This is a genomic window from Streptomyces sp. URMC 126, assembly GCF_051386555.1.
Classification (GTDB): Bacteria; Actinomycetota; Actinomycetes; order Streptomycetales; family Streptomycetaceae; genus Streptomyces.
This window is the reverse complement of sequence record NZ_JBPQTX010000180.1, coordinates 1-14,198: the sequence shown is the minus strand read 5'-3', so window position 1 is coordinate 14,198 and position 14,198 is coordinate 1. Positions and strand designations below refer to the sequence as shown.

The 14,198-nt window shown below is 71.1% G+C and carries 15 protein-coding genes and 1 pseudogene; 7 read left to right on the top strand and 9 right to left on the bottom strand.

Features of this window, described 5'->3' with window-relative positions; genetic code table 11:
• Window positions 1-116: 116 nt before the first annotated feature.
• The 3 genes from ACSNOK_RS21210 to ACSNOK_RS21200 form a co-directional block, all read right to left on the bottom strand.
• On the bottom strand, window positions 117-443 hold the full coding sequence (locus ACSNOK_RS21210) for a putative quinol monooxygenase (RefSeq protein WP_436782316.1): 327 nt from the start codon (window positions 441-443) through the stop codon (window positions 117-119).
• Window positions 444-732: 289 nt separating this feature from the next.
• The gene (locus ACSNOK_RS21205) at window positions 733-2,418 is read right to left on the bottom strand and encodes a hypothetical protein (RefSeq protein ID WP_436782315.1); all 1,686 of its coding nucleotides are present in this window, start codon (window positions 2,416-2,418) and stop codon (window positions 733-735) included.
• A 595-nt stretch (window positions 2,419-3,013) separates the two neighbouring features.
• Window positions 3,014-3,877, bottom strand: coding sequence for a DUF6415 family natural product biosynthesis protein (locus ACSNOK_RS21200; protein WP_436782314.1), 864 nt, complete (start codon window positions 3,875-3,877; stop codon window positions 3,014-3,016).
• Window positions 3,878-4,138: 261 nt separating this feature from the next.
• Between ACSNOK_RS21200 and ACSNOK_RS21195 the strand changes: the two genes are divergently transcribed.
• Entirely contained in the window at window positions 4,139-4,978 is an 840-nt protein-coding gene (locus tag ACSNOK_RS21195) for a helix-turn-helix domain-containing protein (RefSeq protein WP_436782313.1), read from the top strand.
• Window positions 4,948-5,163 carry a DUF397 domain-containing protein gene (locus ACSNOK_RS21190; RefSeq protein ID WP_436782312.1) on the top strand — a complete coding sequence of 72 codons (216 nt, stop codon included), beginning with the start codon at window positions 4,948-4,950 and terminating at the stop codon, window positions 5,161-5,163. The genes ACSNOK_RS21195 and ACSNOK_RS21190 overlap by 31 nt, the downstream gene beginning before the upstream one ends.
• Window positions 5,164-5,263: 100 nt before the next feature.
• Here the strand turns inward: ACSNOK_RS21190 and ACSNOK_RS21185 are convergent, their stop codons facing one another.
• Entirely contained in the window at window positions 5,264-5,458 is a 195-nt protein-coding gene (locus tag ACSNOK_RS21185) for a DUF1918 domain-containing protein (protein WP_436782311.1), read from the bottom strand.
• Between the two features lie 967 nt (window positions 5,459-6,425).
• On the opposite strand from ACSNOK_RS21185, the gene ACSNOK_RS21180 reads away from it, so the two are divergent.
• A complete protein-coding gene (locus ACSNOK_RS21180; protein WP_436782310.1) occupies window positions 6,426-7,151 on the top strand; it encodes a hypothetical protein in 726 nt (241 codons plus the stop codon).
• 94 nt (window positions 7,152-7,245) lie between these two features.
• On the opposite strand, the gene ACSNOK_RS21175 is transcribed toward ACSNOK_RS21180, so the two are convergent.
• Complete coding sequence (locus tag ACSNOK_RS21175) at window positions 7,246-7,503, bottom strand: hypothetical protein (protein ID WP_436782309.1); 258 nt, start codon at window positions 7,501-7,503, stop codon at window positions 7,246-7,248.
• Between the two features lie 224 nt (window positions 7,504-7,727).
• On the opposite strand from ACSNOK_RS21175, the gene ACSNOK_RS21170 reads away from it, so the two are divergent.
• The 3 genes from ACSNOK_RS21170 (at window position 7,728) to ACSNOK_RS21160 (ending at window position 10,332) form a co-directional block, all read left to right on the top strand.
• Window positions 7,728-8,684: a GlxA family transcriptional regulator gene (locus ACSNOK_RS21170; protein WP_436782308.1), complete on the top strand. Its 957-nt coding sequence runs from the start codon at window positions 7,728-7,730 to the stop codon at window positions 8,682-8,684.
• Between the two features lie 184 nt (window positions 8,685-8,868).
• Complete coding sequence (gene gap / locus ACSNOK_RS21165) at window positions 8,869-9,867, top strand: type I glyceraldehyde-3-phosphate dehydrogenase (RefSeq protein WP_436782307.1); 999 nt, start codon at window positions 8,869-8,871, stop codon at window positions 9,865-9,867.
• Between the two features lie 330 nt (window positions 9,868-10,197).
• A complete protein-coding gene (locus ACSNOK_RS21160) occupies window positions 10,198-10,332 on the top strand; it encodes a hypothetical protein (RefSeq protein WP_436782306.1) in 135 nt (44 codons plus the stop codon).
• Window positions 10,333-10,534: 202 nt separating this feature from the next.
• Here the strand turns inward: ACSNOK_RS21160 and ACSNOK_RS21155 are convergent, their stop codons facing one another.
• The 4 genes from ACSNOK_RS21155 to ACSNOK_RS21140 form a co-directional block, all read right to left on the bottom strand.
• On the bottom strand, window positions 10,535-10,837 hold the full coding sequence (locus tag ACSNOK_RS21155) for a hypothetical protein (protein ID WP_436782305.1): 303 nt from the start codon (window positions 10,835-10,837) through the stop codon (window positions 10,535-10,537).
• 9 nt (window positions 10,838-10,846) lie between these two features.
• Window positions 10,847-11,713, bottom strand: coding sequence for an FG-GAP-like repeat-containing protein (locus ACSNOK_RS21150; RefSeq protein WP_436782304.1), 867 nt, complete (start codon window positions 11,711-11,713; stop codon window positions 10,847-10,849).
• 55 nt (window positions 11,714-11,768) lie between these two features.
• Entirely contained in the window at window positions 11,769-12,191 is a 423-nt protein-coding gene (locus ACSNOK_RS21145; RefSeq protein ID WP_436782303.1) for a trypsin-like serine peptidase, read from the bottom strand.
• Between the two features lie 455 nt (window positions 12,192-12,646).
• Window positions 12,647-13,630, bottom strand: a complete 984-nt coding sequence (locus ACSNOK_RS21140; RefSeq protein WP_436782302.1) for a hypothetical protein — start codon at window positions 13,628-13,630, stop codon at window positions 12,647-12,649.
• Window positions 13,631-13,930: 300 nt separating this feature from the next.
• Between ACSNOK_RS21140 and ACSNOK_RS21135 the strand changes: the two are divergent.
• Window positions 13,931-14,198, top strand: a pseudogene (locus tag ACSNOK_RS21135) (hypothetical protein); the annotation flags it as partial.

The following is a 14,198-nucleotide window of genomic DNA, read 5'->3' as shown; positions in this document are numbered from 1 at the left end:
GCTCGGTGGGCCCCCCCGCCGGCCGCTGCGCGGGGCTGTAGGGGCGGCTCGGTCCCGCCGAACGGATGACGGCACCCACGGCACCCACGGCGCTCACCGCGCACTCATCGCGCCGCTCACGTCTTCGGCGACAGTTCCGCCATCTCCGACCAGCCCTCGCCCTCGGTCTCGGCCCGCAGAATCCGCGGGACCGTGGCGATCAGCTTGCTCATCATCTCCAGGCCGACCCTGACGTGCTCGGAATTGCGATGCACGGCACCCGCCTCCTCGTCCGTGAAGCCCTCCACGAGCAGGTACTCGTTCGGGTTGTCGACCGAGCGGAACCATTCCGTGAAGAGATTGCCCTCCTCGGCGCGCGTCGCGGCGGTGAACTCGGCGGTCCGCTCGATCCAGGAGTCGCTGTACTCAGGGCGGACGGTGAGCTTGACGGCGATGAAAATCATGATTTCAGGGCTGCGTCCACATCCGTGGGCGGGCAAATTGGGCGACAGCCACTCCGGCAAGGCGCGGGCGGGGAAAAAGTTCCGGACAGGACCCGCACTACCGGCCGGTCACACCGCCGTTCGCGCCGCCCGCATGACCCGCGCACCTTGCCGAAACATCCGTCCCCTTGGTGCCATCGCCGCTGTGGCGCACCGGCTTTCCACCGCGACGCCGCCCGACCCGCGGGAACGGCCCTTCGGCCGACCGCAGCACAACCGCCGCCGGCCCGAAGGGATTTCCCACACGCAGTCAGAGAACCTCGATGGTGGTGGACGGCGCATCGACGTCGCCGACGGTGAACCGCACGCTGGTGGGGCCGGGCGGGGTGTCGGCGGCGGCGCTCACGCAGACCCACAGGGCCGAGCGTGATCCATCGCCGGGGATTTCCAGGTCGATACCGGTGAACGTGAGGGCTTGGCCGTCGTCGGAAACGCTCCCCATGTGCGCGGTCGTGTGTCCGTCGGCGCGCATGACGGTCAGCTGGTGGTCGGGGTTCCCCGGGACACCGAACCGCAGGTCGTGGCCGGCCGGGAGGGTCGCGGTGACGTCCTGCGGCGGGATGGACGCCGAGTGGTCGTTGCGGACCTCGACGCCCGGGTAGACGGGGGATCCTCCCCGGTGCGCGGTCACCGGGCCGCCGCCCGGCGAGACGGTGAAGGCCGGGCCGACGACGACCGGGGTCGACGCGGCGGCCTGCCCGCCCACGGCGAAGGTCAGGTTCGTGGTCCCGAGCGGGGCGTCGTGGGTGGCGCTCACGCCGACCCACATCACGGTGGTACCGGGGAGTCCGAGGTCCACGCCGGAGAACGTGAGCGACGTGCCGTCCGGTGACGGGGTGCCCGGGTATTGCCGGGTGTGCCCGGTGGCGTCCATGACGGTGAGCTGGTGGTCGGGGAGGGCCGACGTCCCGAAGAGCAGCCCGCCGCCCGGGGGCAGGGCCACCGTCACGGGTACGGGGGCGAAGGCCACGTCGCCGTCGACCCGTACGCCCGGGTAGCCGACCGCACCGCCCCGCTTCAGCGTGACGTCGGGCGGGCCGCCGGGGGACACAGTGAACTCGGTCCACTGGAGGACCACTTGGCCGCGCCGGCCCGCGTCTCCGGTCGGGGACTGGTACAGGGGGTCGTCCTTGCCGCCCGCTTCACCACCGGAGCCGGCCACGGTACGGCCGCCGGTGACACCGGGTCCGCCCACGAAGCCGCTGCCTCCGCCCGCGCTGCTGTGGTAGGCGTCGGCCGCGGTGCCGACCGAGACTCCTCCTCCACCGCCCGCGTAGCCGCCGCCCCCGCCGCTACGGCTGCCGTAACCGGCGCCTCCGCCGCCGCCCATGCCCGGGATCGGCATCCGGCCGGGAGTGATTGCGCCCTTGCCGCTGCCCCCGTCCTGACCGGTGTCGCCGCCGCGCCCTCCGAATCCGCCCACGGTGGTAGCGCCGGCTCCGCCGGTCGAGCCCGACGCGCCACGCGCCGGGGTGCCCGTCCAGCTGCCGCGCGCAAGCCCCTGGCCGTCGGAGCCGCCGGCGCCGCCGCCCGGGCCGCCCCGCAGCGTGACGCCGTCCTCCACCCAGCCCGCACCGCCGCCGCCGGCGATCAGCAGCGTCTGGCCCAGCCGCCGGCTGAACAGGCCGCTCATGCCACCGCCGTAGCGTTCACCTCCTCCCTGGTCGACCACGACCGCCAGCGTCTCGCCGGACTGGACCGCGACGGTCCCGGCGGCGAAACCGCCCCCGCCCCCGGTGGCGAACTCGCTCCCACCCCCGACGTCGCCCTCCTTGCGCCCGCCGCCACCCCAGCAGCGGGCGTCGATCGTGGTGACACCGGGCGGCACGGTGAACTCCTGAACGCTGCCGGTGTGGTCGAAGCGCTGGATGTGGGTGTAGGGGGCGACGGGTGTGCTCGCGGCATGCGCGAGGGCCGTACCGGATTCCTGGGTCATGCCTCACCGTCCTTGTGTCGCGGGTTGACGTGCAGGGGGGGGCGCCGGCGCGGCCCGGCGCCCCGGCCGCGCACGAGGCGGCGTCCGTGTGAGGGCCGAGCCGGCGGGTTCCGCAGGCAGACAGCGGCGCGAGCATGGGGCGCACGCGGCGGGGCTCTTGAGCCGGTGGTGGGCTCAGCCAGGGCAGGGCTGCTCGACGGGCTTTTGCGCCGATCCGTCCCCGCACATACCCGGACCACCGATGTGATGCGGTTTCACTGTTCAAGTAAACAATTGCCCCGACAACGACCTCTACGAAAGGGGGAGTGGTGCCCATCAGCGTTTTCGTGCCACCCGGGCGGTTCCTCCGGCCGCGCCCCAGCGGTCGGCGCGTACCTCATGCACGTACGTCCGCTCCGCGTCACACTCCCGCGCGCCCCATGGGTCGGTTCCGCCTCGTACCACCCTCGGACGCCCCACCCCGAAACGGCTCGTATCGACCGGCCTGACCGTGAAACGTAGGCGCCTTCCGGCGGGGGAAGCGGGCTCACGCCACCGCCTTCGCCGCCGCCAGGTCGTCGTGAAGCTCCGCCCACGGCTCAGGGGCGCCGGGTCCTCACGCCGCCACGGCGTACGCGGGTGACCCGAGCCGCAGCTCCGCCGGCGTCCCGCCGCGCGCCGCGTCCAGGGCCGCCCTGACCCGGCGCGCCTGGTGCGGGGAGCAGCGCTCGTCGAGCCCGGGGACGGGGACCCAGGCGTAACCGGCCACGTCGGGCCGCTCGGGGAGCCGTACGCCCGCGTCGCCGTCGAGGCCGGCGACGGCGTAGACGAAGGTGATCCCGGTGTCCGTCCCGTCCCCCCGCACCCAGTCCGTGACCAGCAGCCGCGCGGGTCGGACGACCAGGCCGGTCTCCTCCCGGACGGTTCTGGCCATGGTCTCCCACGCGTGCTCGCCCGCCGCCGAGGGGCCGCCCGGGAGCCGGAAGTTGGTGCCGGGCACGCCGGGGTGTGCGGGGGACACCATGAGCACGTCCTCTTCCTCATCCCTGGTGGGGGAGGGACGGCGGATCAGCGCCCTCGCGGTCACCCGCACGCACGCGGCGGGGTCCGCGGCCGTCCGGTCGAGCGTCCGCCGGTGGCCCAGCAGCTCCCGCGTGATCAGCGCCAGGCTCCGGCAGTAGCCGAACGCCGACTCCAGCCCGTCCCCGGGGCCCGTGCACCGGGCCCGGTACGTCGCCTCGTCGGCGGCCCCCTCGGCGGCGACCCGGCGCGGATCATCCACCGGCAGCGACTCCCGTGCGGTGGCCTTGATCCAGGGCGCCCACTCGTTGATGAATCGGCGCAGCTCGGCGGCTGTCGCCTCCATGATTTCCGAGGGCGGCGGCATGGACGCGGTGAGGATCAGTCCGGCGACGCTTTCGATTTCCGCTTCGGCTTCGGAGCGGAGAGTCGGACATGGGCGTCGCTCTCCGCGGGGCATGGCTGTACCTGGCCAGACGGGCATGAGGGTCGGTCTCCTCGATGGGGAACGGCTGTCGGGAACCGCTGCACGTTGGCGCGAACGCTTTCGTTCGCCCGTGTGTGCGATGCCGCACGGCGGGCATCACAGTGGGGATTCGAACGCGGCTGCGGGGGACGGGAGTTACGTGTCCCGGTTCCGGTCACCAGTATCCTCCTGGACCCCTATGCTCGTCCCATCTCGGGATTGAGTGATCGACTGCTTCAATTGGGGGATGCAACTATGGCGTCCATTGCGCCACTTGATCCGTATCAGGCGCGCGTGATCGAGCTCGGGGCTGCGATCCGGGAGTGCCGAATCGCCAAGGGCTGGAAGCAGGCGGAGCTGGGCGATGAGGTTGCCCTTTCCAACACGGCCATTTCCCACTTCGAGTCCGGCAGGCATGTTCCGCGCCGGGACGTTGCTTCCCGCATCGACGCTGCGCTGGGCGCGCGTGGGCGTATCGAGGAATTGCGCGACAAGGTCGACGACAACCCCGATGCGGTGTGGGTCCAGAAGGTCTTCAAGGCGGAGCAGCGGGCGGTGCGCATTCGCCATACGGCGAGCCTCATTCCGGCTCTGTTGCAGAGCGGCGCGTACACAAGGGCGATTCTCAAAGCAGCCCTTCCGCTTTACGGCGGCGAGCTGGAAGAGAAGATCCGCCACCGCGAACGCAGGCTCGCGATCATGCGGAGGCCGAATCCGCCCCGGTTCGAAGCGGTTCTCAACGAGGCCGCGCTCCACACGACCATCGGCGGTGTCGACGTCATGCGACGACAGCTATTCGATTTGATCGAGGCGTCACGCCTCCCGAACGTCGAGGTCAGGGTTCGGCCGTTCGACAGCGTAGGGATCAGGGGAGACGTCGGAGAGATGAGCATCATGGATCTCCCGAACGGGCGGACCGCCATCCATCGACTGCCGGACCTCTACATCACCAGGCGGCCATCCGTGACCGCGCATGTCGCCCTCTATGATCACCTACGCGCCGCTGCCCTGGACCCCGAGGCGTCAAGGGCGCTGATTCGCAAAGTCGTTGATGAGAGGTATCCGTGTGCACCGTCCGCTTTGACCTGTCCATAGCTTCCTGGCGCAAGAGCTCCTACAGCGCGGGCAACGAAACTTGCATTGAGGTAGCCGAGCAGTTCCCCGGCGTCCTCCCCATCCGCGACTCCAAAACCCCCGACCGCCCCCCGATCGTCGTCCCCCGCGCCGCGTGGTCCGCCTTCGTGACCGCGGTGGCAGCCGCCAACGGGGACCTCGCGTAACCGAGCCGAGCCGACCGCCACCGGCGTACCCGGCATGTCGCGCTGACCGGGCGGCGCCCCACCGCGCCGCCCTGGGGGCACGCGCACCGTCACACTGGCGCTAGTCCTCCGCTGAGCGCTGCTCGATGACGCAATCGGGCCCTGGGTACACGAGGGACTCATGGCCGTCGCTGAACCTGACCAGGTACGGCGGTGTTCCATCCGGCCCGCGGACCTCCATGATCTCGCCGACCCGTGACTGCATGCCCACTGCCCGGGTCTGGATGTGGATGCGATCCCCGACTTCTGCCTGCATGCGCCTCAACCGCCTTCTCAAGTTTCGGAACCAGCAAAGACCGGAGGTGCACTACCCGGAGACCGCGCCCGCTATCCCCCTCGGCGGATGCGAACTGTCGTCGGTCGGTCGCCCGCCGTGGAGGGACGACTGCCGGGCCCGGGCCGAGCAGCTCATCCCGTTCGGGAAACTTGTCCCAGACCGTGGCACCATCGCGGCATGACCGTCAACCGAAAGGTCCATGCCGCGTAACCGGCCAGGACGCGTCCGGGCCGGAATCCCGGACCGGCGGCAGTCACAGCACTCAAGGCCGGCCATCGACGGGCTCTCCCAGGGGCACTGTCCGAAATCACCCGCCTCGAACGCACGCGGAACTATCTTCGGCCGGGGGACACCGGCGCGGCGTTGCGCCTGTAGAAGGACTACGTCCACCGCCCCGAGCGCGAGCTCCGGCACTACGACGAGTTCGGCGACATGCACTGCTACTGCTGCGGCAACCCTCACGAAGCCGTGCCCTTCTCGACGATGTGATCCGAGCGATGTCGCCTCGCGGAGCACGCGGATTCCGCGAGATCGTCGAAGAGATGGCCGCCTTCCTAGGCGCCCTGACCAGCCCAGGACCACCGAGGACAAAGGCTGCGATGACGCTGCGATGAGGGCGACCACCCGTCGGTCGGCGTCGGCCAGGTCCGGCCCGACCCGGCGCCCCGCGCTCGCCCGACCGAAGTCGACCCGGTAGGGCCCGGGTTCGGCGGGCTCCTATGGTCCCGGTCATGGGCGACTTCTCCTGAGTGCGCCGCGATGGCCCACGGACACCCGCCCGGCAGGTGCTGGGCTCCGTCAGCGTGCCCGCACGCTCACCTCAGGAGACACGACCACACCCCATGTCCGTTCACCCTGCCCGCTCCGCCCTGGACGACCGCGTCGCACGCCTGCGGCGGCTCGCCCACGCCGACGTCCGCCTGGAGGGCGTACTGCTCTACGGTTCGTGGACCGTGGGCGAGGCCGACGCCCATTCCGACATCGAGGCGTACCTCTACATCGACGACGACCGTCCCGCCGATTTCGACGGCCCCGCCTTTCTGGCACAGCTCGCACCGCTCCTACTTGCCTACACCAACATGTACGGCGTTCTCGCCGTCGTCTTCGACGATCTGATGCGCGGCGAGTTCCACCTCACCCCGGCCGGGTCCGGCATCGACGAAGTCCCCTCCTGGCAAGGGATGGTGCACCTGCCCCGCCCCGACGACGCCGTCCTGCTCGACCGCACCGGCCGGCTGACCCGGGCCGCCCGGCGGCCGGCCGTCTTCCGGCCGCCCGAGCCCGTCACCACCGCCCAGCAGCTCACCGACGAGCTGACCAACCGGACGCTCATGCTCGCCCGCCCACGTCTTGGCCCGCGGCGAGATGTGCCCACGCCCTGTTGCACACCGTCATCGCGCCCCAGCGGCTCCAACCGTGCCGCCTGCTGCGCGACAGCACGGCCCACTGGCTCACCCCCAGCCGCGCGCTCGAACAGGACCTGCCCGCCGCCGACCGCCACCGCTACGCCTCCACCACGGCCGCCGCCCGAGCCCAGGACGTGCGCACGGCCGCGGGCAACAGTCGGCGCCGGAGCCGGGACCTGGCCGCCGAGGCGGCCGAGCGCTCGGCCGTCCGCCTGCCGCACGCACTCCACGAACAGATCAGCGGACGTCTGAACGACCTTCGCTGACCACAACCGGCCGGGGCCGCCGGACTCCTCCGGTGGCCCCGGCCCGGGCGGCCTTCCCGGAGGAGCCGCACCGCTCGCCGGGCAGGCCGTCGGGTCACACGTAGGTGAAGCTCACGCTGTTGCTCTTCCCGTCGTCGCGGACGGCGGTGACTTGTACGGTTCCCTTGCCGGGAGGAACCTCGACGTCGACGTCCGTGCTGTCGCCGTAGTTCTCGACGAACGTCTCATCGATGCCGACTTCCCTGTCCCCCCAGAGCAGCTTGGTGGAGCCATCGAGGTCGCCTTGGAGGGTGCCCCACTTCCGGCCCGCCTTGCCTTCGTCGGGCCGGATACGGTCAATGTGCGGAGCCATCTCTGCACCTTTCGACGATGTGCGGGAGTGGGTGTCCCGGGTGCCCGGGACGGTGGGCTTCGGGCGCCCACCCCCGGTCGCGCACCGAGGGAAGGCGGACGCGACATCGCGCTGGGCGGCCGAACGGGTGGGGTGGCGTGCGGTCGCGGCCCGGCCGGGGGCCCGAACGGGGGCCGCCGGACGGCCCGTGCCACGCGGCAGCTCACCCCGCGTACCCTCTCCCCGTGCCAGAACCCCGTCTGCGGCGCGTCGCCGTGCTCGTACTCGACGGCGCGAAGCCGCTCGACGTCGGAATCCCCGCGCAGGTCTTCACGACCCGCGCGAGCATGCCGTACGAGGTGCGGGTGTGCGGGGCGGCGCCCGGGCTCGTGACCGGCGGCGACGGCCTCGCGTACGCCGTCGCGCACGGCCTCGACGCGCTCGCGTGGGCGGACCTCGTCTTCGTACCCGGCTACCGGTTCCCCGACCGCGAGGATCCACCGCGGGCCGTCGTCGACGCGCTGGTCGCCGCGCACGGCCGGGGCGCTCGGCTCGCCGCCATCTCGACGGGCGCGTTCGCGCTCGCCGCGACGGGCCTGCTGGACGGCCGGCGGGCCACGACGCACTGGCACTACGCGCGGGCGCTCGCGTCCCGGTATCCGCTCGTCCGGGTCGACGAGAACGTGCTGTTCGTCGACGAGGGCAGCGTGCTCACCTCGGCCGGGGCCGCCTCCGGGATCGACCTGTGCCTGCACATCCTGCGCGGCGACCTCGGGGTGGCCGCGTCCAACCACGCCGCCCGGCGCCTGGTCGCGGCCCCCTACCGCAGCGGCGGCCAGGCGCAGTACGTGCCGCGCAGCGTCCCCGAGCCGTCCGGTGAGCGGTTCGCGGCCACCCGCGAGTGGGCGCTGCACCGGCTGGGCGAGCCCCTCACGCTCGACATCCTGGCGCGGCAGGCCGAGGTCTCGCCGCGCACGTTCTCCCGGCGCTTCGTCGAGGAGACCGGCTACACGCCGATGCAGTGGGTGATGCGCGCCCGCATCGACCTGGCCCGTGAGCTGCTGGAGCGCTCGCAGCGGAGCGTCGAACAGATCGCCGCGGACGTCGGACTCGGCACCGGCGCGAACCTGCGCCTGCACTTCCAGCGCATCCTCGGCACCACGCCGAGCGAATACCGGCGCACGTTCACGCAGGGGGAGTGACCGCCCAGGGGGGAATGGCCGGCCGGGGGAATGATCGGCCGGGGGAGTGGCCGCCCGGGGGAGTGACCGGCCGGGTCCCTCCCCGAGCCCGCATGGCGAGATCCTTTTGAACCCTGGCGATCCCGCCACTGTCGGCGGCGCCCGGCACGGGTGAGCCTGGTGGCGAACGGAAGGGGCGTCACTTATGACTCGCATCGCCATCAACGGGTTCGGCCGCATCGGACGCAACGTGCTGCGCGCGCTGCTGGAGCGCGACAGCGCCCTGGAGATCGTCGCCGTCAACGACCTGACCGAGCCGACCACGCTCGCGCGGCTGCTCGCGTTCGACAGCACGGCCGGCCGGCTCGGCCGCCCGGTGACCGTCGACGGGGACGTGCTCGTCGTCGACGGCCGTCGTATCAAGGTGACGGCCGAGCGCGAGCCGGCGCGGCTGCCGTGGGCCGAACTCGGCGTCGACATCGTCCTGGAGGCCACCGGCCGCTTCACCTCGGCCGAGGCGGCCCGCGCCCACCTCGCCGCGGGCGCGAAGAAGGTCCTCGTCAGCGCGCCGTCGGACGGCGCGGACGTCACGCTCGCGTACGGCGTCAACACCGACGCCTACGACCCGGCCGCGCACACGATCGTCTCGAACGCCTCCTGCACCACCAACGCGCTCGCGCCGCTGGCCGCCGTCCTCGACGAACTCGCGGGCATCGAGCACGGGTTCATGACGACGGTGCACGCCTACACGCAGGAGCAGAACCTCCAGGACGGCCCGCACCGCGACGCCCGCCGCGCCCGGGCCGCCGGCGTCAACATCGTGCCGACCACGACCGGTGCCGCCAAGGCGATCGGCCTGGTGCTGCCGAGACTCGACGGCAAGCTGTCGGGCGACTCGATCCGCGTGCCGGTGCCCGTGGGCTCGATCGTCGAGCTCAACACGACCGTCGCCCGCGACGTGACCCGCGAGGACGTGCTGGCGGCGTACCGCGCCGCGGCGGAGGGGCCGCTCGCCGGCGTCCTGGAGTACTCGGAGGACCCGCTCGTGTCCTCCGACATCGTGGGCAACCCCGCCTCGTCGATCTTCGACTCGGCCCTCACCCGCGTCGACGGCCGGCACGTCAAGGTGGTCGCCTGGTACGACAACGAGTGGGGCTTCTCGAACCGCGTCATCGACACGCTCGGCCTCCTGGCCGCTCACTGACCCGGTCGCCGGGGGCGGTACCCCGACCGACCCCGCCCCCGGTGACCGTACGACCGGGGCTTCCCCGGCCCGTGAGGCGCCGGCGCGGGGGCCCGCGCGGGTGAGCCCGCGCACGCGGCCCGTCTCAGATAGTAGGAAGCCCGAGTAAATACGGCGACAGCGCGGGAATGCTCGCTTAGCGTGGAGGAAGCCGAGCGTCCCGCTCCATCGAGCGACGGCGGACGCGGCCGGGCGCGCGAGCGCAGGTGACCCCTGTGAGCGCCCGGGCCCCCGCCCCTTCTCCGGCTCTTCGCATCCCTCGCAGGACTTCTTCCAGAGGAGACGTGACCCATGGCCGAGACCACTGCCGTCCGCAAGCCCCGCCGTACCCGCCGCGCCGACCGCGACACCGACCGCGTCAACGCGGCCGCCGCCCTCCAGCGCGCCCTCGACCGCCGCGACAACGGGGGCCCGGCGGGCCACTAGGCTCCGCCGCCTCGGTCGGCGCCGGGCCCGGGCGAGGACTACGGCGAAGGCGGAATGCCGCCTGCCGGCCTGCCTTCCCCGAGCGGAGTATCAGGTCGCCGGGCTCGGACCTCACGCCGCCTCCGGGGCTGTCCGCGGCGGGCGGCGGACGCGCTCCGGGTGGGCGGATCGGCGACTCGCGATCCACCCACCCGCCGTCCCGTCAGCCGGTCGCGGGGACGAGGGTGTGCTCCCTGCCGAGGCGTTCGCTGCCGGTGTCCTCGTAGAGGGAGGTCTCGCCGTCGGACCAGCGGATGACGAGGTCGTCCGTGCGGCTGTTGCCGGTGAAGTCGCCGGTGGTCATCACGGTGCTGTGAGTCCAGGTGCCGAAGTCGCCGCCGCGGACGGTGTGCCTGGCGCCCAGGCTGCTGGTGGTGGTGCCCACGTAGCTGTTGATCGAGCCGTCCTTCCAGCGCACCAGCAGATCCCACTTGGCGGTGCCGCTGTACTCGCCGGCGGTCAGCAATGTCGCGTCCTACCAGGGCTTGTTGGAGTCTTTGAGCTTGTGCTCCTCCGAGAACTTCTTCTCCGCGCCGACGTTCGTGTAGAGGGTCAGCTCGCCATCGGACCAGCGCACGATCAGGTCGGTGACGTACTTGGCGGCGATGAAGCGGCCCGCGGTGATCTGGGTGGCATGCTTCCAGGTCTGGGCCTTGTCCTTCTCCTTGTTCTTGTCGACCATCGTGATGCCGTTCCAGTTCAACCCCTTGGCGCCGACATCGCCGTAGAGCGAGACCTCACCATCGGACCAGCGCACGATCAGGTCGAACTGGGAAGAGCCGGTGAAGTCACCGGCGGTGATTCCTTCCGCGTGCTTCCAGGTGGCGTTCTTCCCCAGGAGTTGCCGCTCGCCGCTGAAACCGCCCCGGCCGTCGCTGTTGTAGAGGGTGACCTCACCGTCGGTCCACACCACGACCATGTCACTGCGCCCACGGCCGGTGAAGTCGCCGGAGGCCATCAGCTTCGCGTGCTTCCATGTGCCGGCGCCGCCCATGGTGTACGGGAGGCGGGGCTGCCGGTACTTGCCGTAGTCGGGATGGCGGCCGTGCTGGGCGTCGTCGTAGAGGCGGAAGAAATAGTCCTGGTGCATCGGGCTGTAGGTGATGCGGTCGTACATGCGGGGATACCGAGGATCGTTCTTGTCTATACCGCCGCCGTTCCAGCCGCCGACGTTGCCGATGATCTCACCGGTCCCGTCACTGTTCAGCTTGGAGAACCAGGGTCCTCCCGAGACACCACCCCACATGCCGGCGCAGTCGATCTGCATCTGGTTGTACCCCGACAACGGCGACGTCTTGGTGGAGCACTTCACCGCCGTGTCGGCCCGGTTATGGCCAATCATGGGATATCCGAAGATCGTGACACTGTTGTAAAAGGTCTTGGTTCTACCGAGAGTGTTACCCCCCCACCACATCCTGCACGTTCTTCCCCTTGAGCGGCTGCAGGCCGGCGAACGCGAAATCCAGGTCGGAGACGGCGGTTTTATCGTTTTGCCGGTATTGCCCGTAGATGAACCAGGTTTTCACGGGCCAGATTCCGTACGGCTGGACCGCCGAAGAAGAGTAGTTGGGTACGAACGCCACATTCTTGTGGAATCTGCAGTGGCCCGCGGTCAGGATGAGGTTGCGTCCCGGGCTCCGGACCACGCTGGCCGTGCAGTAATGGGCCTTGAGGTCCTGGCCGAGGCCGAAGAGTGTGCCGACTGATTTCATGCCGCCCGAGGGATGCGCCTTGTCCTCTGTGGCCAGACCCGGCCTCGGCTTGAGAGGGGTTTGAATCCCGGTCGGCGTCCGCCCCGAGGGGTCGGTGGCGGAGGCCATGCGCTCCGGTGTCCAGAACCGTCTCAGCTTCTCCGCCTCCGCGTCGCCGTCCGCGCTGCCCTGAGCGGTGTCCGTCGGGGCAGGGGAGGCACTCCGCTTCGGGGGAGCCGGCGGCGTGGCGGCCGGGGTGGGGGATGCCGCTGTTCCGGAGGCGGCGCCAGGGGACGTGGGACGCATGGAGGGTGCCGGGTTGGATGCGCCGAGTGGGTTCGGCGAGGGTGTGTTGGCGGCGGTTGCCGGGCTGACAGCCAGGACGACGAGGCCTGTCGCGGCCATGACGGCGCGCCGAAGCCGTGCTCCGTGCAATGACATGCGTTTCACTCTTCATTTGGAATGTGAACTTCCCTGTTTTCAGAGAAGCCTTCAAGGGGTGGGCGCCTACAAGAAACAAGGGCGCGCCGAATGGACTCCTGAACCGGAGGGCCCCGGTTCAGGGGGATTCGTGGAAGGAGGTGTCAGGTTGTAGTGGACTTCCTGTGTCGCCGGTTGCGGACGACGAGGATGACGATGGCCGCCAGACCGACGGAGGCGGCGGCCATGACGGCCCACAACCAGGGGCTGATCCGGCTGTCGGACGCAGTCGACGCGGAAGAGCCGGGAGGCGGAGGCGACGGCTGTTCGGCTTTCGCGGAAACGATCAGGTTCTGCGTCACGCTCTGCCGTCCTCCGTGCGAGGACACCGTCACCGGGTAGGTGCCCTCGGGAAGATTTCGTCGCAACCGGATATGCCCCGCATACACATAGGGCCCGTTCTCGTCGTCCTGCCGGAGCCCCGGGTCGTCGCTGGTGTGCATGCGCAGATCCAGCGGGTGCTCGAAAGCCGGCGACTTCGCCTGGAGGGTTCCGGCCCCGTCGTCGTCGACGGCAAGGGAGACGGCCGCCTCCGCGCCAGGGCGCACTCGATGCGCTTGGGCTGCCGGGTCGGTGGGGTCGGTCACGTAGCGGGGGTAGACATCGAAACGTCGGACGTAGTCGGAATACGGCGTTTTCTCCACGGTCACTTCTGTGCTGGCGACCGGTTGGTCGTGGTAATAGGCGGTGACCACATACCGCCCTGGACAGTCGGTCGTATAGCGGCCGTATTCGTCCGCGCTCTCTGTAGCCCGGCCGTCGCGCGGGGCAACTTCCGTCTGATTCGGAAAGAGATAGGACAAGCCATCGTTCGGGTCGGCGGGCCGGGCTCTGATCGTGGCCTTGTCCCAACCTGAAGGCATCCCGCTGAGGCGTACGGCGGCAAGGGCGCCGGCTCGCACCGGCGTGTGCCCGTGGGGGCCCAGGCCGAACACTTCGAGTCGTGCGCGCGCGGCGGCGGTTGGCGAAGCGGGAGTGGGCGGGGAGGGCGTTTCCGCGTGGGCGGGCGTCAGGGGGAGGAGCAGTGCGGGTGCGACAACGGCGGCGAACGCGCGGAGAACCGTGGCGGTGACGCTCTTTATCTTCACTGGATTCCTGGTGTGTTTCTGAAATCGTCTTCACCGGGCGGCAGTTGCGCGTTTGTGAGCAGACAGTGCCATTCTGCGGCTGTGAGTCTCCTGTACTTGTCATGCCCTGACAAGACCCCGTCGGCGGGAGCGGTCCCGCGAGGTGGGGCCGGTACCAGGCCCCTCCCCGCCGGTGAGGGGCGCGCCCGCTTCCGGGTAACTCGGCCGGGTCCGTCCGCCCGCCGGGTGACGGCGTGCCCGCGTACCCCCGCCGCCGTCGGCCTCCCGTATCCGCGCGCGGACGTGGTCGTTCGTCAGTTCATGAACCGACACACCGTCGTCCGCGCCGCCGGCATCGGCCTGGCCCTGCTCGCCGGAGCCGGGACCGGGACGGCTCCCGCGTGGGCCGCCGGCCCGGACGGGGGCCTCCTCTCCCCGGCCGCCGGCGGCGGCTGCGCCGGCCGGTCCGGCGCGACGGCCGGCGGGGGCGCCGCGAGGGCCGTGGCGGACCTGCTCGGTCCGCCCGTCACCGGGCTGCTCGTCCGGTGCGGCGGCGACGGCCGGCCGCGGCCCCCGTGCGCACCCGCCC